Consider the following 20,730-nt stretch of genomic DNA (forward strand, 5'->3'; position numbering starts at 1 on the left):
CCCCCAGGCGCGGACTCGGCGGCGGACACGGGGCGGGCGCACGCGAAACGCGCCCCCCTTGGCAGACTCTGCCCCGCCGAACCAGGACTATGCGTCCGAATCCACCGAACTACCGCCAAAGCACGTGATCCGGGCAGCCCACAGCGCGGGAGGTCAGCCCAACTGCTGGTTGAGCTCCTCCAGCGCGCCCGCCACGATCGTCCGCATGGCCTGCTCGGCCTGCGCGGCGTCGCCCGCGCAGATCGCGTCGGCGACCTCGCGGTGCAGCCGGATCGCGTACGGCTCCGGCTGATGGGGCATCAGATGGTACTCGGTCCGCCCGGTGAGCACCGCCCCCACGGTGTCCCCGAGGTGGGCGAACATCTCGTTGCCGGAGGCGCGCAGCACGGTGGCGTGGAAGTCGATGTCGTGCCGGAGGAAGGTGGTCAGGTCGGCGGCCCGCGCCGACACGGTCAACTCCACGGCCAGCGAACCGAGTTCGCGCCGGTCGTCGTCGCTCGCGTGCACCGCGGCGAGCGCGGCCGCGGCCGGCTCGACGGCCACCCGCAGCGAACCGAGCGAGCGCAGCTGGGCCGACCGGTCCGCGCCGGCCAGTCGCCAGCGGATCACCAGCGGGTCGAAGACGTCCCAGAGCGACCTGGGCTGCACGGTGATGCCGACCCGCCGCCGGGACGCCACCAGGCGCATTCCCTCCAGGATCCGCACCGCCTCCCGGACCACCGTCCGGGACACCCCGAACCGCTCCTCCAGCTCCTCGCCGCGCAGCACCGCGCCCTCGGGAATCTCTCCCGACGCGATCGCCGGCCCGAGCTCGTCAAGCAGCCGCCCGGGCAGCCCCTGGATCTCCATCCGCCCAGCGTAGACGCCCGTCCGGCCGGCACCACCGGCGCGCCCCTCCGCCTCCGGCCTGCGACCTACCCCACAGCTCAAAAGTATGACGATTTGGTTTCCGACACTTGAATACGTCATATCTTTGAGGCGATAGTGGCGGCCAGGCAACGAAGGAGCACCACCCATGGCTCTCAGCGTCGAGAACCACGACCTCCCGGACACTCCTCCCACCATCGTGGTGATGGGCGTCTCCGGTGTCGGCAAGACCACCCTGGCCCGCCTGCTGGCAGACCGCCTCGACCTCCCCTATGCGGAGGCGGACGACTTCCACCCGGCGGCCAACATCGCCAAGATGTCGGCCGGCATCCCGCTGGACGACGAGGACCGCGCCCCCTGGCTGCGTGCCCTCGGCGCCTGGCTCAAGGAGCGGGCCGAGGCCGGCACCGGTGGCGTGGTCACCTGCTCGGCGCTGAAGCACCGCTACCGCGACACCCTGCGCGCGGCCTGCCCGGGCGCCTACTTCCTGCACCTCAGCGGCGGTCACGAGCTGGTCGAGGACCGGCTCGCCCACCGCACCGGCCACTTCATGCCGCCGTCGCTGCTCGACTCGCAGTACGCCGCCCTGGAACCCCTGGGCGCGCACGAGCGCGGCGCCGTCCTGGACGTCGGCCCGTCCCCCGAAGAACTCGTCGAGAAGGCCGTGGCGCTGCTGCGGCCCGTCAATGGAGACCTCGCGTGAGCTTGTCCCCCACCTCCTTTCTTGCGGCCGCCCCACCGGCTCTGCCGCACACCGGCAGCGACTCCCAGCTGCTGATCGCGGTCCTGCTCAGCATCGGTGTGATCGTCCTGCTGATCACCAAGCTGAAGCTGCACCCCTTCCTCGCCCTCACGCTCGGCTCCGGCCTGTTGGCCGTCGTCGCGGGCGCTCCGTTCGACAAGCTGCTCAACAGCTTCTCCACGGGCTTCGGCTCCACCGTGGCCGGCGTCGGCCTGCTGATCGGCCTGGGCGCGATGCTCGGCAAGCTGCTCGCGGACTCCGGCGGCGCGAACATCATCGCGGACACCGTGCTCGCCCGGTCGGGCAACAAGGTACTGCCGTGGGCGATGGCGCTGATCGCCGCCGTCCTCGGCCTGCCGCTGTTCTTCGAGGTCGGCGTGGTCCTGCTGATCCCGATCGTGCTGCTGGTCGCCCGTCGCGGCAACGTGCCGCTGATGCGGATCGGTATCCCCGCCCTGGCCGGCCTCTCGGTGCTGCACGGCCTGGTGCCCCCGCACCCGGGCCCGCTGGTCGCCGTCGACGCGCTGAAGGCGGACCTCGGCATCACCCTGGCGCTCGGCCTGCTCATCGCCGTGCCGACCCTGATCGTGGCCGGCCCGCTGTTCTCCCGCCTGGCCGAGCGCTGGGTCGGCCCGCTGGAGATCCCGAAGGCCACCGCGCCCGAGGAGACCACCAAGCCCGAGCACACGCCGTCCTTCGGCGCGGTGCTGGCGACGATCCTGCTGCCGGTCGTGCTGATGCTCGGCAAGGCCCTGACCGACGTCGTGGTCGACAACCCGAAGGCGATGGCCCAGCGGGTCTTCGACTTCATCGGCTCGCCGCTGATCGCGCTGCTCGCCGCGACCCTGCTCGGCATGCTGACCCTCGGCAAGGCGGCCGGCTTCGACAAGGCCCGGATCTCCGACACCGTCGGCAAGTCGCTCGGCCCGATCGCCGGCATCGTGTTCATCGTCGGCGCCGGCGGCGGCTTCAAGCAGACCCTGATCGACGTGGGCGTCGGCAACGCGGTGAGCGAATGGTCCGGCAAGTGGCACATCTCGGCGCTGCTGCTGGGCTGGCTGATCGCGGTGCTGATCCGCCTGGCCACCGGCTCGGCGACGGTCGCCACCATCACCGCCGCCGGCATCGTCGCCCCGCTCGCCGCCGACATGTCCTCGACCCACGCGGCCCTGCTGGTGCTGGCGATCGGCGCCGGCTCGCTCTTCCTGTCGCACGTCAACGACGCCGGCTTCTGGCTGGTGAAGGAGTACTTCGGGATGAGCGTCGGGCAGACCCTGAAGTCCTGGTCGGTGATGGAGACCGTGATCTCGGTCGTCGCCATCGCCCTGATCATGCCGCTCAGCCTGATCATATGACCGCAGCCGCAGCCGCAGCCGCAGCCGCAGCCGCAGCCGCAGCCGCAGTTCACCGCCGAGGGGCGGCACCCGTACGCAACGGGTGCCGCCCCTCGGCGCGTTCGCCGGGCGCCCGGAGACCCGAACGCCCGCCCGTCGCAGGGCGTCTACCGCATCAGGATCCGCCAGCCGTCGCCGCCGTCCCGGCCGTCCGGGCGCAGCTGGAGCTCCTTCACCTGACCGGTCCCGTGGAAGCTCAGCACCACGGTCTGCCGGTTGGCCGGGTCGTCCCCGAAGTCGGCCGTGACCGACCCCTTGGCGCCCTGCTGGTAGTCCCGCACCCAGGCGGCCGCGGTGTCCCGGTGCTCGGCGGCCGAGCCCTCCGAGGCGGCCAGCTTCTCCAGCCGGTCCGCGGAGCCGTCGGCGAGCCGCCAGACGACCTGCTGGACCAGACCCAGCGTGCCCGTGACCGGATAGCCCGTCACCCGCAGGTGCGGGTGGCCGGCGTAGTCGCCGACGTACGCCAGCTCGGCGTCCGAGGGCCCGCTGGAGCACCCGGCCAGCAGGATGGCCGACAGGGCGGCCGCCAGCGCCGCCGCGACCGGGCGTCCGGGCACCATCAGTTGGTCCCGAGCGGTCGGACGACGGTGATCCACTCGATCGGGTCGCCCTTCTGCCGGTAGTACGCCAGGACCTCGTTCAGCGTGGTGACGTTCGACCGGCCGTGCTGGCGCAGCTCCATCGTGCTGCCCCAACTGACCACCACGGCCGCGTGGTTGACCACCGACTCGTTGCGCCACTTGAAGAAGACGATGTCGCCGGGCCGGGCGTAGGCAGTGCTCGTCAGGTACACCGTGTTGCGGTAGTACAGCAGATGCCGGCGCAGGTTGGCGGCACCTGCCCAGGTGTAGCTGCGGTTCTTGTGCCAGCCGAAGAGCCAGTAGTCGTTCGTCCACCAGGCGCTGTCGAAGGTCTTGAACCCGTAGCGGACGCGCATGCCGCCACCGTAGTACAGGGCCTTGGAGACGAAGTTGGTGCAGTCCTGGCCGTAGTCCCACGAGATCCCGACGTTGCGGCGGGCCCAGTCGGCGGTGCCGTTGTAGTTGTACCCGGCCTGGACGGCGCCGCCCTGCGGGGCCGAGGCGAGCGGGAAGCCGTCGGGGCCGAGCGGAACGGCTCCGGAGCTGCCGGCGGTGTCGGGCTGCGAGGCGTCGGCGACCTCGACCTGGGCCTGCGCGGCGGCCGAGGAGGACAGCTTCTGCTCGGCGGCGCCGTCGTCGGCCTCGGCGGTGAGCACCGCCGCGGAGCCGACGGTGAACTCGAACCGCCGCGGGCCCGCGCTCTCGGTCGGGGAGTCCACACCGTTGGTGCGGATCATCACCGAGTCCTTGACGGTGGCCCGGACGACGACCTTGCCGGCGGTCTTCTGGTCCACCACCACGTCGGTCAGCGAGACCGCCGCCGCGGCGTACACCTGGTTCTGGGTCGCCAGTGCCTCGCGGTTGGCGACCAGCGAGGCCTCCTGGGTGGCCAGCAGATCGACGAAGACGGTGCCGTGCGCGGCCTCGGCCGCGGCGTCGGGCGCGGTGAACCCGGTCCTCATCTTGATCTTGTTCCGGGCGTCCAGGTACTCCTGCACGAAGCCGCGGTACTGGTCCGGGCCACCGGCCGTCGGCGTGCCCTGGACCACGGCGGAGGCGACCGGGGCCGCGGCGCCGTAGCTGTTCCGGGCGGTGACCAGCGCACGGTACGAGCGGGTGTTGTCCAGCCCGGTGACCACGGCGCGGGTGTCGGCGGTGGTGAGCTCCTTGGCGAGGGTGCCGTCGGAGGTCTCGACCCGGACGGTGTAGCCGACGTCGCCGACCGCGCCCCGGTCGGCGGGGGCGTTCCAGGTGACGACCAGTCCGGCGTCCGCGCCGGTCGCGGTGACCAGCTCGGCCGGGCCCGGCGCGGTCGGCGCCAGGTAGTCGAGGGTCAGCCGGGGCCGCTGGGCCGGGTCCGCCGCGGTGGCGGAGTGGTACCGGGCGACGCCGGCCCAGTCGGCCGGCGGGCGCAGGGCCAGCCCGTAGGCCTCGCCCTTCTCGATCCAGGAGCCGACCATGGTGGCCAGGTCGGTCTCGGACGGCTTGGCGGCGGAGGCGAAGCTCTCCGTTCCGGTGGCGGCGGTCAGTGCGGCTCCGCCCTGGCCGGGGGCCCAGGCCGAGCCGAGCTGGAAGATGTCCACGGCGGCCTCACCACAGCCGTCCGGGCAGTCCGAGCGGGTCAACGCGAGCTTGGCGCCGACCACCCGGGAGCCGGCCGGAACGGCCGTCAGGTCGGGCCCGAGCCAGCCGGCCCAGGTGCTGCCGTCCGCGACCGTGCCGACCCGGAGCTCGGCCGGGTCCGCCGCCGGGCAGGACCCGGTGGCGCAGCCGCCGCCGGCGGTGGCCGCGGAGGCACCGGCGAGCGTGGGGCCGGTGAGCACCACGGTGGTCGGCGTCGGCGGCACGGGCGGCTTGGCCGCCTGGACGGTCAGCGGCTGGTCGGCGCTCCACGCGGAGCAGCCGACGGCGGCGCAGGCGCGGGCGGCCCAGGTGTAGCTGCCGCCGTCGGTCAGCGCGCCGTCGGGCACCTGGACGGCGGCGCGGGTGCCGCTCTCCGCCCAGGCGGGCGCCAGCACCGTCGGCAGCGGCTGTCCGTTGGCGCCCTTGAGCGTGAACTCGGTGCGCACCCGGCCCTGGTTGGGGTTGGTCACCAGGGCGGAGAGCACCGGGGTGAGGGTCTGCTGCGCGCCGCTCTGCAGCGCGGTGGGCACGTCCGGCAGCGGGGCGACGCTGAACGTGGCCCAGGCGGACCAGCCGAGGTTGTAGTGCAGTCCGTCGTACGGCGAGGTGCGGAACCGGTAGGTATGGCCGTACTGGAGCAGGCCGGGCGGCACGGTCACGGATGCGGGCGTGCCACTGGCCACGTAGCCGGAGACGTTGACGTTGCCGACCTGCGCACCGGAGATGGCGTCCACCAGCTGGAAGGTGCCGGTCACCTTGTCCCCGTCGGGGTCGACGAAGGTGTCCCGGAGCACCGGGGTGGTGGTGTCCACGCGCCAGGTGCCGGTGCCGTCCTGCAGGAACGGCGGGCCGGCCTGCTGGTTGGTGCCGGTGCGCGGCCGGTAGTTGTAGTTGACCGTCAGCTTCGGGTTGTTGCCGGCCGCGTTGGCGGAGTTCACCTCCTTCCAGAACTTGGTGTTGGTCTCGTCGGGCGCGCGCAGGCCCATGCCGGAGACCTGGTTCTTCGCCGAGGCCCAGGTCTGGACGAGGGCGGTGACGTCGGCGTTGATCCAGCCGGCGCCGCCGCAGGCCGCCCGGCCCTTGGTCTCGGCGGACGTCGCCCGCTTGGTGCCCCAGGCGGGCTGGTTGGTCCAGCGCGAGGAGGTGGAGGCCAGGCCGGTGTCGTAGACGTCCCACGCGTAGTTGAGGCAGTCGCTGTTGCCGGAGTGGAAGTTGTACAGCGACAGGGTGGCGCTGGAGACCAGCGCGTCGGCGATCGCGGAGGTGTTCCAGTCGATGAAGGAACGGGCCGGGCGGGCCGAGCCGTCGGCGTTCTTGGTGCCCGAGTTGCCCCAGTAGATCTCGGTGTCGGCCGACCAGTCGACGGTCTCGCCCTGCTGGACGCGGGTGTCGAAGGAGTTGCCGAGACCGGCGGTGGCCGGGTCCACGGTCACCGGGTACACGGTGGCCGGGTCGGCCAGGAAGGCGGCGTCGGGGGTGAAGACCAGGTCGACGTCGTCGCCACGCTGGACGACCTGGAGGCCGACCTTCGCCTGCCGGGGGTGCTCGCTGGAGCCGGGGGCCGTGGTGGCGTCCCAGGCGACCGGGGCGGGCAGCACGGCGCGCTTGCGACCGTTCCTCCGGTCGGTGAACAGCACGCTGCCGTCGGGCTGGGGGACCGCCTTCAGGCCCTTGGCCTGCAACGGCATGGTGTACGAGTAGCCGATGGCGGCCGGGCGCTGCTTGAGCGTGACGAACTGCTCGAAGCCGGTCCGGGTGGCCTCGACCACGAGGTCCCCGGCCCCGTCGCCGATCGCGTCCCGGTAGGTGGCCCGCGGGCCGTCCAGCTCGGGCCGGGGCAGGCCGCCCTTCCACTGCAGGGCCAGCTCGTCGTCGCCGGACCCGAGCGAGACGAGCGTGCGGGCCGGCTCCGCGCCGGCCTGCGACTCCTGGAGCGTACGGGCGCGCTTGCCGCCGGCGCCGGCCAGCTTCATCGCGTTCGGGTGCGCGGCCGGGGCCACCGAGCCGTCGGCGGAGGCCTTGAGGGTGAGGTCGACGTCGGTCCAGGCGCCGTTGCGCAGGAAGCGCACCGGGCCGGCGGACAGCTCGGTGGTGAGGGTGCCGTCCGGGTTGACCCAGGTGGTGGAGATCTCGCTGCGTTCGGAGACCGCCTCGACCCGCTTGCCGGTGGTCCGGGCGGCGACCCTGGCGGCGCCGATGCTGCCGGTCGGGTCGGTGGCGGCCGCCGTCGGCGGCTTGCCGGGGGTGGGTTTGGCCTGCGGCTTGGCCGCGAACGCGACCTGGGCCCCGCCCGCCAGCGACAACGCCAGCGTGAGTGCCAGCGGACCGCTCAGGGTCCGTCTTGAGACGTGCATTGCTGCTCCTTGACCCACTGTTGGTGAACAGTGCTGGCCGGAGCATAGGAAGGATCGCCGAGAAGGTGATCATGGTGAAAGCGGGTCAAAAGCCCCCAATATCTGAAGATTTCCTGAAGAAATTGATCCGATCGTGACGCACGGTACGCGAACGAGTGCGAAAAGGGCGGGCACCCCCGTTTCCGGGAGTGCCCGCCCTTGTGACCGGGACTGTGCCTACTTGGTCCCGCGCTTCGCGAGGAAGGCCTCGACCTCGTCCCGGATCTCCGGGGTGTCCAGCCCGCGCACCGTCATCGTGGTGCGGCGGCGCAGCACGTCGTCCGCCGTGTACGCCCACTCGCTGTCGGCCGCGTAGGCGACCTGGGCCCAGACGTCCGGGCCGTCCTCGTGGATCGGCCGGCCGAGCTCCGGGTTCTCGTCGATCATGCGGGCGATCTCGAAGGAGAGCGTGCCGTAGTGGCTGGCCAGGTGCTTGGCCACCAGCGGCTCCATCCGCGAGCCCGGGTCGCGGTCGATCAGCAGCCGGTGCGCGACGGCGTTCGGCGCGCCGACGCCCGGCAGCGGCACGGTCGCGGCGATCGGGGACATGTCCTCGCCGAGGCTGGTGCCGGGCACGTGCGCCAGCTTCTCCAGCACGGTGCGGCCGATGTGGCGGTAGGTGGTCCACTTGCCGCCGGCGACCGACAGCATGCCGCCCTTGCCCTCGGTGACGACCGTCTCGCGCTTGGCGGCGGCGGTGTCGCCCGGGCCGCCGGGCAGCACCCGCAGGCCGGCGAAGGAGTAGGTGATCAGGTCGCGGTCGAGGTGCTCGTCGCGGATGGCGTGCGCGGCCTCGCCCATGATCTGGTCGATGTCCGCCTCGGTGGCCCGGACGTCCTTCGGGTCGCCGGTGTACTCCTCGTCGGTGGTGCCGAGCAGGACGTGGTCCTCCCACGGGATGGCGAAGGAGACGCGGTACTTGTCGATCGGGATGGTCAGCGCGGCGCGCCACGGCGAGCGGCGCTTGACGACGACGTGGGCACCCTTGGAGAGGCGGATCGACGGCGCGGCGCCGGCGTCCTCCATCCGGCGCAGGTGGTCCACCCACGGGCCGGTGGCGTTGAGCACCAGGCGGGCGTCGACGCCGAACTCGGTGCCGTCCAGGCGGTCGCGCACCTCGGCGCCGGTGACCCGGCCGCCGGTGAAGCGCAGGCCGGTGACCTCGGCGTGGTTGAGCACCACGGCGCCGGCGTCCACGGCGGCGCGCACGGTCATCACGGCCACGCGCGAGTCGTTCATCTGGTGGTCGCCGTAGACGGCCACCGAGCGCAGGCCCTCGGTGCGCAGCGCGGGCACCTGCTGCGCGGCGTGGGCGGCGGTGGAGACCCGGCCCATGCCGTCGCGGAACGCGGACAGCGCGGAGTAGAGGAAGACGCCGGCGCCGAGCTTGGGCGCGCTGTGCGGGCCGCCCTTGTAGACCGGGACGAAGAAGGTCAGCGGGTTGACCAGGTGCGGCGCGACGTCGGTGGCGAGCGCGCGGCGCTCCTTGTGGTTCTCCGCGACGAGCTTGACCGCGCCGGTCTGCAGGTAGCGCAGACCGCCGTGGACGAGCTTGGAGGAGGCACTGGAGGTGGCGCCGGCGAAGTCGCCGCCGTCGACCATGGCGACCTTGAGTCCGGCCTGGGAGGCGGTCCAGGCGACGGCCGTGCCGAGGATGCCGCCCCCGATCACCAGCAGGTCGTAGGTGGCCTTGCCGAGCAGTTCACGGGTCTCGGCGCGGGAGGCGGTGCGGCCGGCGGTGCGCTCGGCGCCCAGGGTCGGGATGGTTGCCATGGTGGTTGTGTACGGCGCGCGGGTCAGGCTGCGCCGTTACTCCTCTCGTGTGCGGTGCGGCCCCTACGGGAGAGGCCGGTCGGCCCGGTGCGGCGGGCCGGTGAAACGGAACCGGCCGGTCGGGGCTCGGGGCCCCGACCGGCGTGTCGGTCAGTCGGTCTCTTCTTCCTCCACCCAGTCCATGGTGCGCTCCACGGCCTTGAGCCACTTCTTGTACTCGCGCTCCCGGGTGGCCTCGTCCATGCGCGGGGTCCACTCGGCGGCGCGGTGCCAGTTGGCCCGCAGGGTGTCGAGGTCGTTCCAGAAGCCGACGGCGAGACCCGCCGCGTAGGCGGCGCCGAGGGCGGTGGTCTCGGCCACGTAGGGGCGCTCGACCGGGACGTCCAGGACGTCGGCGATGTTCTGCATGAGCAGGTTGTTGCTGGTCATGCCGCCGTCGACCTTGAGGGCGGTGAGCTCGACGCCGGAGTCCTTCTGCATGGCGTCGACGACCTCGCGGGTCTGCCAGGCGGTGGCCTCCAGGACGGCCCGGGCCAGGTGGCCCTTGGTGACGTACCGGGTCAGGCCGGCGATCACGCCGCGGGCGTCGGAGCGCCAGTACGGGGCGAACAGGCCGGAGAAGGCCGGGACGAAGTAGGCGCCGCCGTTGTCCTCGACGGTGTTGGCGAGGGTCTCGATCTCCGCGGCGGTCGAGATGATGCCGAGCTGGTCGCGCAGCCACTGGACGAGCGAGCCGGTGACGGCGATCGAGCCTTCCAGGGCGTACACCGGGGCCTGGTCGCCGATCCGGTAGCCGACGGTGGTCAGCAGGCCGTGGTACGAGTTGACGATCTTCTCGCCGGTGTTGAGCAGCAGGAAGGTGCCGGTGCCGTAGGTGGACTTGGCCTCGCCCTCGTCGAAGCAGGTCTGGCCGAACAGCGCGGCCTGCTGGTCGCCGAGCGCGGAGGCGACCGGGACGCCGGCCAGGTCGCCGACGGCCTCGCCGTAGACCTCGGCGGAGGAGCGGATCTCCGGCAGGACGGCCATCGGCACGCCCATCGACTCGGCGATGTCCTCGTCCCAGGCCAGGGTCTTGAGGTTCATCAGCATGGTGCGGCTGGCGTTGGTGACGTCGGTGACGTGCTTGCCGCCGTTGACGCCGCCGGTGAGGTTCCAGATCACCCAGGTGTCCATGGTGCCGAACAGGATGTCGCCGGCCTCGGCGCGCTCGCGCAGGCCCTCGACGTTGTCCAGCAGCCAGCGGATCTTCGGGCCGGCGAAGTAGCTGGCGAGCGGGAGGCCGGTCTCGCGGCGGAAGCGGTCCTGGCCGACGTTGCGGCCGAGCTCGCGGCAGAGCGCCTCGGTGCGGGTGTCCTGCCACACCAGCGCGTTGTGCACCGGCTCACCGGTGTTCTTGTCCCACAGGACGGTGGTCTCGCGCTGGTTGGTGATGCCGATCGCGCGGATGTCGTCCTTGGTCAGACCGGCCTTGTCCAGCGCGCCGCGGACGACCGACTGCACCCGGGTCCAGATCTCGGCGGCGTCGTGCTCGACGTAGCCGGGCTGGGGGAAGATCTGCCGGTGCTCCTGCTGGTCGACGGCGACGATCCGGCCGTCGGCGCCGAAGATGATGCAACGGCTGGAGGTGGTGCCCTGGTCGATCGCGGCGATGTAGTTGCCAGTGGAGGTCATGGGGAGGTCCTCGGCTCAGGATTCGGGGGTTACGGGGTGGGTGGGCCTGACGCAGTGGTCAGCCCCCGTGCTCGGCGGGTTCGAACCCGGCCCTTAGAACATGGCGTTGTACAGACCGCCGGCCAGCGCGCCGCCGATCAGCGGGCCGACGACCGGCACCCAGGCGTACGACCAGTCGGAGCTGCCCTTGTTGGGGATGGGCAGCAGGGCGTGCGCGATGCGCGGGCCGAGGTCGCGGGCCGGGTTGATCGCGTAGCCGGTCGGACCGCCCAGCGAGAGGCCGATGCCGACCACCGTGAAGGCGACCATCAGGGTGCTGGTGCCGGACTGCGAGAGCCCGCTGTTCGTGCCGATGGTGAGGATCGCGAAGCAGAGCACGAAGGTCCCGATGACCTCGGTGAGGACGTTCTGGACCGGGTTCCGGATCTCGGGCCCGGTCGAGAAGATGCCGAGGGTGGGCTCCTGGTTGGCCTGGAACTGGCCGAGGTAGGCGGCCCAGACCAGCACGGCACCGATGATCGCGCCGAGCATCTGGGAGCCGAGGTAGAGCGGCACCTGGCTCCAGTCGCCGCTCTTGATGGCGAGCGCGATGGTGACGGCCGGGTTGAGGTGGGCACCGGACTTCGGGGCCGACATGTAGGCGGCGATCAGGACGGCGAAGCCCCAGCCGAAGGTGATCGCCAGCCAGCCGGCGTTGACGGCCTTCGACTTCTTGAGGGTCACGGCGGCACAGACGCCGCCACCGAGAAGTATCAGAGCGGCGGTGCCGAGGGTTTCGCCGACGAAGACGTCGCCGTTGGAGAACGCGGACACAAAGACTCCCTTGTCCATGAGGCCCGGAGGTTGCGGGTGGGGGCAGGCGGCCGGCCGATCGTTGTGCGGGGTGAGCGCATCGGGGGAGTGATCTTCCCGGCCATCGTTCGACAATGTCGACCGTCATGCGGAAGCTTCCTCCCCCGGTTGCCCCCACGTCAAGGCGGGGTTACGGAGCTGTGACCCTTCCCTCGAAGTTACCCAGCGGAGTGCGCCAAAACAGGGCAAAACGCCAAGGCGCGGACAGGCCACCGCCCGTCCGCGCCTCAGCGTGACGAAGTGTCGCCGTTACGGCGTCAGAACCTGCCGGCGCCCAGGTCGCGCGAGATCGCCCGCGCCGCGCTGCGCACCGAGGCCACCAGGGACGGCTTCACGAAGCCGTCCTCGCAGACCCGCTCCACCGGGCCGCTGATGCACACCGCGCCCACCGGGTTGCGCCGCCGGTCCTGGATCAGCGCGCCGATCGAGGCCACGCCCTCCCAGGTCTCCTCGACCGAGTCCGTCCAGCCGCGCTCGCGGATCAGCGCGCACTCGGCGTCCACGTCGCCCGCCTCGGTCAGCGTCCGCAGCGTGTACGACTCGTACGGCCCGTCGCCCAGCTCCCCGCGCGCGACCGGGTCGTAGGCCACCAGCACCTTGCCCAGCGCGGTGCTGTGCAGCGGCTGCATCGAGCCGACCTCCAGCACCTGCCGGGTGTCGTCCGGCCGGAACACGTGGTGCACGATCAGCACGCCCTGCTGGTGCAGCACCCCCAGGTAGACCGTCTCGCCGGCCGCCCGGGCCAGGTCGTCCGCCCAGACCAGCGCCCGCGCCCGCAGCTCGTGCACGTCCAGGTAGCTCTGCCCCAGCCGCAGCAGCTCGGCGCCCAGCTGGTACTTGCCGCTCTCCGGGTCCTGCTCGACGAACCCCTCCTGCTGCAGCGTGCGCAGGATGCCGTGCGCGGTGCCCTTGGCGAGGTCCAGCGCCGTCGCGACCTCGGACAGGCCCAGACGGCGCTCGCCGCCGGCCAGCAGGCGCAAGATGGCGGCGGCCCGGGACAGCGACTGGATCGGGCCGGGCATTGGTACCTCCGCGCTGACAGGCGGTCGACATTGTCGACCGCAGTGGTAACGGGACGAGTCTGCCAGGCCGCCGCCGGTCCGTGCACCTTCCCCCTCGGTAACCCGCGCTCGACCGCGCGTTCACCCAGGGCCCGTCCGGCCCCGGGCCGGACGCCGACCCGCGACCCGTCCGCCCTCCGTGCGGTTCAGCCCGCCCGGCCGTCCGGCCCGCCCCGCTGCTCGACGGCCCCGCCGCTCACCCCTCGACGCCGCTCAACCGGTCAAGCACCGCGACCTCCGCCGCCAGCGCCGCGATCCCGTCCGGCCCCACCCGGCAGCAGCCGCCCACCAGCCGCGCCCCGCCGGCCAGCCAGCCGCCCACCCGGGCCGAGCGGAACGTCGGCTCGCCGCGCCAGCCCCGCCCGGCGGCGTCCCACTCCTCCCCACTGTTCGGGTACACCACCACCGGCTTGCCGGTCACCTCGGCCGCCAGTGCCACCGCCCGGTCCGCGTCCTGCGGGGTGCAGCAGTTCACGCCCACCGCCAGCACCTCGTCCACCCCGGCCGCCAGCGCGAACGCCTCCGCGAGCGGCTGGCCCGCCCGGGTCCGGTCGCCCGCCACGCTGTACGACAGCCAGGCCGGCACGCCCAGTCCGCGCACCAGCTCCAGCAGCGCCCGCGCCTCGTCCACGTCCGGCACCGTCTCCAGCGCCAGCACGTCCGGCCCGGCCGCCGCCAGCACCTCCAGCCGCGGCCGGTGGAAGGCCACCAGCTCCGCGGTGCTCAGCCCGTACCGGCCCCGGTACTCCGAGCCGTCCGCCAGCACCGCCCCGTACGGGCCCACCGACGCCGCCACCCAGCGCCGCCGCCCGCCCGGCTCGGCCCGCGCCGCCTCCCGGGCCAGCTCCACACTGTGCGCGAGTAGCCGCGCGGCCTCGGCCCGGCCCGCCCCGCGCCGGGCGAAGCCCTCGAAACTCGCCTGGTAGCTCGCCGTGATGGCGACCTCCGCCCCGGCCGCGAAGTACGCCCGGTGTGCCGCCACCACCGCCTCCGGCGCGTCCGCCAGCAGCCGGGCCGACCACAGCTCGTCCGACAGGTCGTGCCCGGCCGCCGCCAGCTGGTTCGACATCCCGCCGTCCAGTACCAGGGGACCGGCCGCCAGCGCCGCGGCGAAGTCCGGCGGGGGAGCAGTGGGCATGGGGGGCCTCCTCGGGCGGGGTCGTTCCTGGTCACAGCCTAGAAGCCGGGCGTCCCCGCCGAACCGGAAAACCATTTGCCGCCGGGGAACGCAGTCGCTACGTTGTGCTCAGCCAGAGAACGACAGCGCCCCGTACGGCGGCGAACGCGGAGAGGAGCCGGTGATGACAGCAGACGAGCCGTCCACCCCGCGCCCGGCCGCGCCCACGAGCGAGCAGGAGTGGCTCGCCGCCTACGACCCGCGCGCCTACGCCCCGATCGCCGTCACCGTCGACGTGGTCGCCCTGACCTTGCGCCACGGCGGCCTGCACGTCCTGCTCGTCGAGCGCGGAGCCCCGCCCTACCAGGGCTGCTGGGCCCTGCCCGGCGGCTTCCTGCGCGCCGGGGAGGAGGGCCTGGACGGGGCGGCCGCCCGCGAACTCGCCGAGGAGACCGGTCTGCTCGGCGGCTCCGAGGTCGAGGCCGCGCTCTGCCGCGTCCACCTCGAACAGCTCGGTACCTACGGCGCCCCGGATCGCGATCCGCGCATGCACGTCGTCTCCGTCGCCTACCTCGCCTTCGCCCCGGACCTGCCCGACCCGCAGGCCGGCACGGACGCCGCGGCCGCCGCCTGGCACCCCGTCGCCGACCTCGACCTGGGCCACCGGCCCCACGGTCGACCCCGAGCCGCCGGTGCGCCCGCCGACACCCACGGGGGTGGTGTCGGCGGGCCCACCGGCCAGTCCTCCCGCACGCTGGCCTTCGACCACGCGCGCATACTCGCCGACGGCCTCGACCGCGTCCGGGCCAAACTCGAGTACAGCCCGCTCGCCACCGCCTTCCTGCCCCACGACTTCACCATCCCCGACCTGCGCGCCGTCTACGAGGCCGTCTGGGACGAGAAGCTCCACCCCGGCAACTTCCACCGCAAGGTCCTCTCCGTCCCCGGCTTCGTCGAGAGCACCGGTGCCACCACCGCCCGCGGCGGCGCCCGCGGCGGCCCCCGGGCCCGCACCTACCACGCCGGCGACGCCAGCCTCCTGCACCCCGCCCTGCTCCGCCCCACCCGGGAGGGCGAGATCCGCGAAGGCGAGGCTCGCGCCGGCGAGATCCGCGGGGACGAGATCCACTGACGGCCCGCCGCGGGGCCGGGCTACCATCCGGCCATGACCACTGACGACATGACACGCACGGTCAGCCGACCCTTCTCCCACTGCCACTTCTGCGGCACGCCCTTCCCGCCCGGCACCGACGGCTGGCCCCGCACCTGCCCCGGCTGCGCCGAGATCAGCTACCGCAACCCGCTGCCCGTGGTGGTCACCCTCCTCCCGGTCACCCGCCCCGACGCCGACCCCACCCTCGTCGTCATCCGCCGCACCATCGAGCCCGGCTACGGTGAACTCGCCCTCCCCGGCGGTTACGTGGACTACGGCGAGAGCTGGCAGCAGGCCTGCGTCCGCGAACTGCGCGAGGAGACCGGCATCCTGGCCGCCGCCACCGACATCACCCTGGTCTCCACCGCCTCCGACACCCACGGCGGTTTCCTCTGTCTGTTCGGCCTGCTCCCGGCCCGCCCGCTCGCCGAACTCCCGCCCTCGCGCCCCACCGACGAGACCGAGGGCTGGCAACTCACCACCCCCGACACCCAACTCGCCTTCGCCTTCCACACCCGGGTCTTCCGGTCCTGGTTCAGCGGGGAGTTCACCGGTCGCTGACCAGCCCGGCACCCACCGGGCGGACCCTGGCGCAGCGGCCGCTCACATGGCATGGTCTGCACCGACAGCCCAACCGGACGGGCCTGCCACAAGCATTCCCGTCCCCACCACCGGCCGGGAGACCACCACCGTGAGCACCCCACCCCAGGACCAGCCGCTCTGGCGCCCCAACCCCGCTCGCGCCGCAGCCACCAGCCTGGTGGCCTTCCAGGCCTGGGCCGCCGAACACCACGGCGCCCCGGCCGCCCCGCTCGCCCCGGCCGACGACGACCAGCAGGCCGCCCAGCGCTACGCCGACCTGCACGCCTGGTCCACCGCCGACCTCGACCGCTTCTGGACCGCGATCACCCAGTGGTTCGACGTCCGCTTCACCCAGGCCCCCGAGGCCGTCCTCGCCGACCCCGCCATGCCCGGCGCCCGCTGGTTCCCCGGCGCCCGCCTCAACTACGCCGAACACGCCCTGCGCGCCGCCGACGACCCGACCAACGCCGACCGCCCGGCCATCCTGCACCTCGACGAGACCACCGAGCAGCCGGCCGTCCTCACCTGGTCCGAACTGCGCCGCCAGGTCGGCTCGTTGGCCGCCGCCCTGCGCGCCCGGGGCATCGGCCCCGGCGACCGCGTCAGCGCCTACCTGCCCAACATCCCGCAGGCCGCCGTCGCCCTCCTCGCCACCGCCGCCGTCGGCGCGATCTGGACCAGCTGCGCCCCCGACTTCGGCGCCCGCAGCGTCCTGGACCGCCTCCAGCAGATCGAGCCCGCCGTCCTCTTCGCCGTCGACGGCTACCACTACGGCGGCAAGGACCACGACCGCACCGAGGTCGTCGCCGAACTGCGCCGCGAACTCCCCACCCTGCGTACCGTCGTGCACGTCCCGCTGCTCGGCGCCCCCGCCCCCGAGGGCGCCCTGCACTGGGACGACCTGGTCGCCGACGACGTCGAACCCGTCTACGAGGCCGTCCCCTTCGACCACCCGCTCTGGGTGCTCTACTCCTCCGGCACCACCGGCCTGCCCAAGGCCATCGTCCAGAGCCAGGGCGGCATCCTGCTCGAACACCTCAAGCAGGCCGGCCTCCACCTCGACCTCGGCCCCCGGGACCGCTTCCTCTGGTACACCTCCACCGGCTGGATGATGTGGAACTTCCTGCTGGCCGGCCTCCTGGTCGGGGCCACGATCGTCACCTACGACGGCAGCCCCGGCCACCCCGACACCGGCGCCCTCTGGTCGGTCGCCGCCCGCACCCGCGCCACCGTCCTCGGTACCTCCGCCGCCTACGTGATCGCCAGCCGCAAGGCCGACCTCCACCCCGGGCGCGACCTCGACCTCTCCGCCGTCCGCTGCATCGGCACCACCGGCTCCCCGCTCCCGTCCGACGGCTTCCGCTGGATCTACGACGAGGTCAAGGAGGACGTCTGGCTCGCCTCCGTCAGCGGCGGCACCGACGTCTGCTCCTGCTTCGTCGGCGGTGTCCCCACCCTGCCCGTCCACCTCGGCGAGATCCAGGCCCCCTGCCTCGGCGCCGCCGTCGAGTCCTGGGACGTCCAGGGCCGCCCGCTCACCGACGCCGTCGGCGAACTCGTCGTCACCAAGCCCATCCCGTCCATGCCCACCGGGTTCTGGAACGACCCCGAGGGCACCCGGTACCACGACAGCTACTTCGACATGTACCCCGGCGTCTGGCGCCACGGCGACTGGATCACCGTCACCTCCCGCGGCACCGTCGTCATCCACGGCCGCTCCGACTCCACGCTCAACCGCCAGGGCGTCCGGATGGGCTCCTCGGACATCTACGAGGTGGTCGAACGCCTCCCCGAGATCGCCGAGTCCCTGGTCATCGGCCTGGAGGAGCCCGACGGCGGGTACTGGATGCCACTGTTCGTCGTCCTCGTCCCCGGCGCCGAACTCGACGAGGAGCTCGTCGGCCGCATCCGCACCTCGCTGCGCAGCGAGCTCTCCCCGCGCCACGTCCCCGACGAGGTCGTCGCCGTGCGCGGCCTCCCGCACACCCTCACCGGCAAGCGCATCGAGGTCCCGGTCAAGCGCATCCTCTCCGGCACCCCGCTGGAGCAGGCCGTCAACCCGGGCTCCGTCGACGACATCGACCACCTGCGCTTCTTCGAGCAGCTCCGCCGCGACCGGCAGGCCTGACGCCAGCCCGGAACGCCGAAGGGGCGCCCCCACCTCGACGGTGGGAGCGCCCCTCTTCCGGCGGCTACGGCTACTCGCCCGACAGCACCTGCTGCGCCGCGGCCCGCGCCTCCTCGGCGCTGTCCGTCGCCCGGGCCGCCTCGGCGGCCCGGCGGCACTGCGCCAGCGTGTACTTGGCCAGCGTCGAGCGCACGTAGGGGATCGAGGCCGAGCCCATGGAGAGGCTGGTGACGCCCAGACCGGTCAGCACCACGGCCAGCAGCGGGTCGGCGGCCGCCTCGCCGCAGACGCCGCAGCTCTTGCCGGTCGCGTGCGCCGCCTCGGCGGCCGCGGCGATCAGGTCCAGCAGCGCCGGCTGCCACGGGTCCTGCAGGCGGGCCAGCGCGCCCACCTGACGGTCGGCGGCGAAGGTGTACTGCGCGAGGTCGTTGGTCCCCAGCGACAGGAACTCGACCTCCTGCAGGATCGCCCGCGCCCGCAGCGCGGCCGACGGGATCTCCACCATCGCGCCGAACTTGGCCTCCAGCCCGGCCTCGCGACACGCCTGGGCGAAGTCATTGGCGTCCTTGCGGTCGGCCACCATCGGGGCCATCACCTCAAGGTGCACCGGTAGGCCCTCGGCCGCCTTGGCCAGCGCCCGCAGCTGCGTCTGCAGGACCTCGGGGTGCTCCAGCAGGGTGCGCAGACCGCGCACGCCCAGCGCCGGGTTCGGCTCGTCGGTCGGGGTCAGGAAGTCCAGCGGCTTGTCCGCGCCCGCGTCGAGGGCCCGGACCACGACCCGGCCCTCCGGGAACGCCTCCAGCACCTTGCGGTACGCCTCGACCTGCTTCTCCTCGCTGGGAGCCTTCGCCGAGTCGTCCAGGAACAGGAACTCGGTCCGGAACAGACCGACGCCCTCGGCGCCGTTCTCCAGCGCGGCCGGCACGTCCGCCGGGCCGCCCACGTTGGCCAGCAGCGGCACGCGGTGCCCGTCCGAGGTCTGCCCCGGGCCGGAGGACGTGGCCAGCGCGGCCTTGCGCTCGGCGGCGACCGCCCGCAGTTCGTCCTGCTTCTCCTGTGACGGGTTCACCAGCACGTCACCGGAGCTGCCGTCCACCGCGACGACGGTGCCCTCGGCGACGTCCGTCGCTGCGGGCAGCGCGACCACGGCCGGTACGCCCATCGCCCGGGCCAGGATGGCGCTGTGGCTGGTCGGCCCGCCCTCCTCGGTCACGAAGCCGAGCACCAGCGTCGGGTCGAGCAGCGCGGTGTCGGCCGGCGCCAGGTCCCGCGCGAACAGCACGTACGGCTCGTCGCTGTCCGGCACGCCCGGCATCGGCACGCCCAGCAGCCGGGCCACGATGCGGTTGCGGACGTCGTCCAGGTCGGCGACCCGCCCGGCCAGGTAGTCGCCGGCGGAGGCGAGCAGCGCGCGGTAGGCGGCGAAGGCGTCGTACACGCCGCGCTCGGCGCTGCTGCCGACGGTGATCCGGCGGGACACGTCGGCCATCAGCTCCGGGTCCTGCGCCATCAGCGCCTGGGCCTCCAGGACGGCCTGCGCCTCGCCGCCGGCCAGGTTGCCGCGGGCGATCAGGTCGGCGGCGACCGCCTCGACCGCCGCCTGGGCGCGGGCCTGCTCACGCGGAGCGTCCTCGGTCGGGATCTGGGTGGCCGGGGGCTCCAGCACCGCCGTCCCCATGTGCCGCACCTGGCCGATTGCGACCCCGTGGCTGACACCTACGCCGCGCAGCGTCTTCTCCATGTCACCTGTCTCCGCTGAGAGGAGCGGCCCCGCCGGGAACCGCTGTGTGCCGGGCCGCCCCGGCAACTCCTGCGGGGCGGGCGTGTGGAAAGAAAGAGGTCAGCTCCAGTTGAACAGGGGATCGCCGGAGACGGCCTCGCCGTCCTCCCGCAGATCACCAAGCGAGTCGGCGTTCGCCTCCAGCGCCACGATCGGCGAGATCGGCGACTTGCCCGCGGCCTCGACGGCGGACGGGTCCCACTTGATGACGGCCTGGCCGCGGGTCACCGTGTCGCCCTTGTTGACGAGCAGTTCGAAGCCCTCGCCGTTCAGCTGCACGGTGTCGATCCCCAGGTGGGTCAGGACACCGTGGCCCTCGGCATCCACCACGACGAACGCGTGCGGGTGCATGGAGACGACGACGCCGTCCACCGGAGCGACCGCCTCGGTCGGCCGACGCACGGGGTCGATCGCGGTGCCGGGGCCGACCATCGCGCCGGAGAACACCGGGTCGGGCACGCCGGCGAGCCCGACGACCTTGCCGGTCAGCGGCGACGTCACAGTGGTCATGGTTGTGCCTCCCAGGTGCGCAGTACAAGACGAGTGGCCGCGAGCAGCGGCAGGACATCGAGCGAAGCCTAAATCATGTCAACTTTGGACATCTGCTGACATTCCAGGGCGAAGCCCCACGCCCTGCCCGGCTCGACGGCCGGCGGCTCACCGACCGCTAGTGGTCTAGTCCTCTTGGTCGATGTGCCGCACTCTACAGGCATCTTGGCGAATCGGGACCACTGCTGTATATGCTCGCGAGAGCAACAAATCATGCCGCCTACCGGGTGACACCGGCCGCGCCTCGATTCGCGCTCCGGCGGACGACCCGCTATGGTTGGCCGAGTCGCCGCGACTTGGCGGTTAACACCAGATTTCAGACGAGAAAAGCTCCGGTAAACGGGGCGGAAAACGTCTGGTAAGCTGGAGACACGAAAGAACGAAGCGCCCGGAGGGCCCGCTGGAAGGCGGTCCGAAGGAAGTGTCCGTTCCTTGAGAACTCAACAGCGTGCCAAAAGTCAACG

General features: G+C 72.7%; 15 protein-coding genes. 5 read left to right on the forward strand and 10 right to left on the reverse strand.

Annotation, left to right across the window (positions count from 1 at the left end):
- Positions 1-153: 153 nt before the first annotated feature.
- The gene (locus ACIOJE_RS31555) at positions 154-849 is read right to left on the reverse strand and encodes a FadR/GntR family transcriptional regulator (RefSeq protein WP_280685295.1); all 696 of its coding nucleotides are present in this window, start codon (positions 847-849) and stop codon (positions 154-156) included.
- Between the two features lie 166 nt (positions 850-1,015).
- Here ACIOJE_RS31555 and ACIOJE_RS31560 point away from each other — a divergent pair, with 166 nt between their 5' ends.
- Complete coding sequence (locus tag ACIOJE_RS31560) at positions 1,016-1,570, forward strand: gluconokinase (protein WP_400780895.1); 555 nt, start codon at positions 1,016-1,018, stop codon at positions 1,568-1,570.
- On the forward strand, positions 1,567-2,964 hold the full coding sequence (locus tag ACIOJE_RS31565) for a gluconate:H+ symporter (protein ID WP_400780898.1): 1,398 nt from the start codon (positions 1,567-1,569) through the stop codon (positions 2,962-2,964). Before ACIOJE_RS31560 ends, ACIOJE_RS31565 begins: the two co-directional genes overlap by 4 nt.
- 146 nt (positions 2,965-3,110) lie before the next feature.
- On the opposite strand, the gene ACIOJE_RS31570 is transcribed toward ACIOJE_RS31565, so the two are convergent.
- The 7 genes from ACIOJE_RS31570 to mmuM all read right to left on the reverse strand — a co-directional run bounded on the left by ACIOJE_RS31570 (position 3,111) and on the right by mmuM (position 14,095).
- On the reverse strand, positions 3,111-3,563 hold the full coding sequence (locus ACIOJE_RS31570) for a hypothetical protein (RefSeq protein WP_400780900.1): 453 nt from the start codon (positions 3,561-3,563) through the stop codon (positions 3,111-3,113).
- The gene (locus tag ACIOJE_RS31575) at positions 3,563-7,561 is read right to left on the reverse strand and encodes a DNRLRE domain-containing protein (protein WP_400780902.1); all 3,999 of its coding nucleotides are present in this window, start codon (positions 7,559-7,561) and stop codon (positions 3,563-3,565) included. Before ACIOJE_RS31575 ends, ACIOJE_RS31570 begins: the two co-directional genes overlap by 1 nt.
- Before the next feature lie 216 nt (positions 7,562-7,777).
- Positions 7,778-9,373 (reverse strand): glycerol-3-phosphate dehydrogenase/oxidase, encoded by a 1,596-nt coding sequence (locus tag ACIOJE_RS31580; RefSeq protein ID WP_280686367.1) that lies wholly within the window; start codon positions 9,371-9,373, stop codon positions 7,778-7,780.
- Positions 9,374-9,523: 150 nt separating this feature from the next.
- Entirely contained in the window at positions 9,524-11,044 is a 1,521-nt protein-coding gene (gene glpK / locus ACIOJE_RS31585; RefSeq protein ID WP_280686366.1) for a glycerol kinase GlpK, read from the reverse strand.
- A 93-nt stretch (positions 11,045-11,137) separates the two neighbouring features.
- Positions 11,138-11,875, reverse strand: coding sequence for an MIP/aquaporin family protein (locus tag ACIOJE_RS31590; protein ID WP_400780906.1), 738 nt, complete (start codon positions 11,873-11,875; stop codon positions 11,138-11,140).
- A gap of 278 nt (positions 11,876-12,153) precedes the next feature.
- Positions 12,154-12,918 (reverse strand): IclR family transcriptional regulator, encoded by a 765-nt coding sequence (locus tag ACIOJE_RS31595; protein ID WP_280686364.1) that lies wholly within the window; start codon positions 12,916-12,918, stop codon positions 12,154-12,156.
- Between the two features lie 235 nt (positions 12,919-13,153).
- Positions 13,154-14,095: a homocysteine S-methyltransferase gene (gene mmuM, locus ACIOJE_RS31600; protein ID WP_400780908.1), complete on the reverse strand. Its 942-nt coding sequence runs from the start codon at positions 14,093-14,095 to the stop codon at positions 13,154-13,156.
- Positions 14,096-14,258: 163 nt separating this feature from the next.
- On the opposite strand from mmuM, the gene ACIOJE_RS31605 reads away from it, so the two are divergent.
- The 3 genes from ACIOJE_RS31605 to ACIOJE_RS31615 are packed head-to-tail and all read left to right on the forward strand — an operon-like array spanning position 14,259 to position 17,937.
- The gene (locus ACIOJE_RS31605; RefSeq protein ID WP_280686362.1) at positions 14,259-15,206 is read left to right on the forward strand and encodes an NUDIX domain-containing protein; all 948 of its coding nucleotides are present in this window, start codon (positions 14,259-14,261) and stop codon (positions 15,204-15,206) included.
- A 33-nt stretch (positions 15,207-15,239) separates the two neighbouring features.
- Positions 15,240-15,788, forward strand: coding sequence for an NUDIX domain-containing protein (locus ACIOJE_RS31610; protein ID WP_280686361.1), 549 nt, complete (start codon positions 15,240-15,242; stop codon positions 15,786-15,788).
- A 46-nt stretch (positions 15,789-15,834) separates the two neighbouring features.
- On the forward strand, positions 15,835-17,937 hold the full coding sequence (locus tag ACIOJE_RS31615) for an acetoacetate--CoA ligase (RefSeq protein WP_400780910.1): 2,103 nt from the start codon (positions 15,835-15,837) through the stop codon (positions 17,935-17,937).
- A 70-nt stretch (positions 17,938-18,007) separates the two neighbouring features.
- Here the strand turns inward: ACIOJE_RS31615 and ptsP are convergent, their stop codons facing one another.
- Together ptsP and ACIOJE_RS31625 are read right to left on the reverse strand one after the other, a co-directional pair.
- Positions 18,008-19,678, reverse strand: coding sequence for a phosphoenolpyruvate--protein phosphotransferase (gene ptsP / locus ACIOJE_RS31620; protein ID WP_400780912.1), 1,671 nt, complete (start codon positions 19,676-19,678; stop codon positions 18,008-18,010).
- A gap of 99 nt (positions 19,679-19,777) precedes the next feature.
- Positions 19,778-20,227, reverse strand: coding sequence for a PTS glucose transporter subunit IIA (locus ACIOJE_RS31625; protein ID WP_280686358.1), 450 nt, complete (start codon positions 20,225-20,227; stop codon positions 19,778-19,780).
- Between the last annotated feature and the right edge of the window lie 503 nt (positions 20,228-20,730).

The sequence above is a fragment of the Kitasatospora sp. NPDC087861 genome, from assembly GCF_044742585.1.
Classification (GTDB): domain Bacteria; phylum Actinomycetota; class Actinomycetes; order Streptomycetales; family Streptomycetaceae; genus Kitasatospora.